The sequence below is a fragment of the Ruegeria sp. CDSB113 genome, assembly GCF_059611045.1.
Genome location: NZ_JBXWOU010000036.1, coordinates 1 through 2,254, shown reverse-complemented (window position 1 = coordinate 2,254; position 2,254 = coordinate 1). Strand labels below are relative to the sequence as shown.

The window sequence follows — 2,254 nt, the reverse complement described above, 5'->3', positions numbered from 1 at the left end:
CGTTCCCACAACGGCACCTGAAGCTTTCATGTCGTGCATCAGACGATCACGGAACTGGTCCTGCCCCCAGAGCGTTCCATCTGCGAAGGTGAAAGTCTCGATTGAGTGCCATTTATTCTCATCCAGCTGCCTGATGAGAGTAATGGTTTCTCCATTTGGCAGGTTGATGATGACGTCATTTTGGGTTCGAGACAGTACAATGTCATCTGCGTTAACGTCAGTGAATGTCAGGGTATCGGTACGGTTGTTGTAGGAGTCATAGTCGGTAAGCGAGTACGAGCCATCCCCCAGCGTATGCACATAGTTCTCGCCGTTTTCAGTGCCGATCACGGTCCCACCAGCCTTCATGTCAGCGACCATGCGGTCACGTAGCTCATCCTGGTTCAGTGTTGTGCCATCAGCAAAGGCGACAAACTCGATGGAATTCCACTGGTTTTCGTCGAGTTGATGCACCAGTGTGATCTGCTCGCCATTCGAAAGGGTGATGATGAGGTTGTTGCCGCTACGGCTCACCGACACCTCATCGGCATTCACGTCCGCGAATGTCAGCGTGTCAGTACGGTTGTGATAGGAATCATAGTCGGCGATCGAGTACGAACCGTCTCCCAGCGTATGCACATAATTCTCGCCGTTTTCGGTGCCGAACACGGTCCCACCAGCCTTCATGTCAGAGACCATGCGGTCGCGCAGCTCGTCCTGGTTCAGCGTCGTGCCATCTGCGAAGGTGAACAGTTCAATCGAACTTCGCTTGTCTTCATTTAGCTGGCCGGAAAGTACAATTTGCTCACCATTTGTCAGGGTGATCGTCAGATCGTTACCCATGCGTCCAACGCGGATATCGTCCACATTGACGTCCGTGAATGTCAGCGTGTCATTGCCGTTACTGTTGTACGCATCGTAGTCGGCGATCGAGTACGAGCCATCTCCCAAAGTATGCACGTAGGCCTCGACATGTTCGGTACCGATCACGGTACCACCGGCTTTCATGTCAGCGACCATGCGGTCGCGCAGCTCGTCCTGGTTCAGCGTCGTACCGTCAGCGAAAGTGAAAAGCTCAATAGAACTCCGCTTGTCCGCGCTAAGCTGGTTCAGCAATGTGATTTGCTCGCCATTCGACAGGGTGATCATCAGGTCGTTGCCTATGCGCCAGACGCGAACGTCATCCGCGTTAACGTCCGTAAAGGCCAGCGTGTCACTGCCGCTATTATTGTATTGATCGTAGTCCGAAATGGAATAGGAGCCATCCCCCAGAACATGCACGTAGGCCTCGACGTTTTCGGTACCGATCACGGTACCACCGGCCTTCATGTCGGCGACCATGCGGTCGCGCAGCTCGTCCTGGTTTAGCGTCGTGCCATCCGCGAAGGTGAACAGTTCAATCGAACTTTGCTTACTCCCGTCGAGTTGGTTCACCAGCGTGATCTGCTCGCCATTCGACAGAGTGATCGTCAGGTCGTTGCCTATCCGACCAACATCAACGTCACCAACATTCACGTCCGTGAACGTCAGCGTGTCATTGCCGCTATTGTTGTGCGCATCGAAATCCAAAATTCTGTAGGAGCCATCCCCCAGCGTATGCGTGTAGTCTTCACCAGACTCTGCTCCGAATTTTTCCGTTGAGATCTGCTGAGCGTCGACGACCAAAGCAGCGATGTCTTCGACCGACCAGGTTACGCCATCGGCAAACTCGAAGCTTTCGACGTGGTAATCGCTATTTGAGCTCAATTGCCCAACTATTTCGACGATTTCTCCGTTGGCAAGAACAACCCGGAGATCATTTCCAGAACGAACAAGAACAACCTCTTCTGAGGCCACATCCGTGAACACCAACCGATCTGTGCGATTGTTATCGTCCCAATCGCTAATCTGATACGAACCGTCCCCGAGCGTGTGGGAATAAGTCTCGGCAAAATCCGAGCCCCTCACCGTTCCGGTACCACCGGTCTTTTGATCTAACACCGATTTGTCGCGGATGGCCTGTGCCATCAGGATCGTCCCGTCGGCAAACTCGATCTCTTCCAGTGCATTGTCGCCATCTTCGGCGAAATGGTCGGCAATCCTTATGTGTTCCCCATTAGCCAGCGTGATGACCAGATCTTCACCGCTGTTGGAGGCAAACCGCACGTCATCAGCATTCACATCCGTAAACACCAGCCGATCTGTACGATGGTTGTCGTCCCAGTCGCTAATGACATACGAGCCGTCACCCATCGTGTGCTCGTAGGTCTCGGCAAAATCCGAGCCCCTCACCGTG

General features: G+C 53.5%; 1 protein-coding gene. It reads right to left on the bottom strand.

Annotated elements, in window-relative coordinates; all coding sequences use genetic code 11:
- The coding region (locus AC2FIS_RS23145; RefSeq protein ID WP_496775614.1) for a calcium-binding protein at positions 1-2,211 on the bottom strand (2,211 nt) is incomplete at its 3' end.
- Between the last annotated feature and the right edge of the window lie 43 nt (positions 2,212-2,254).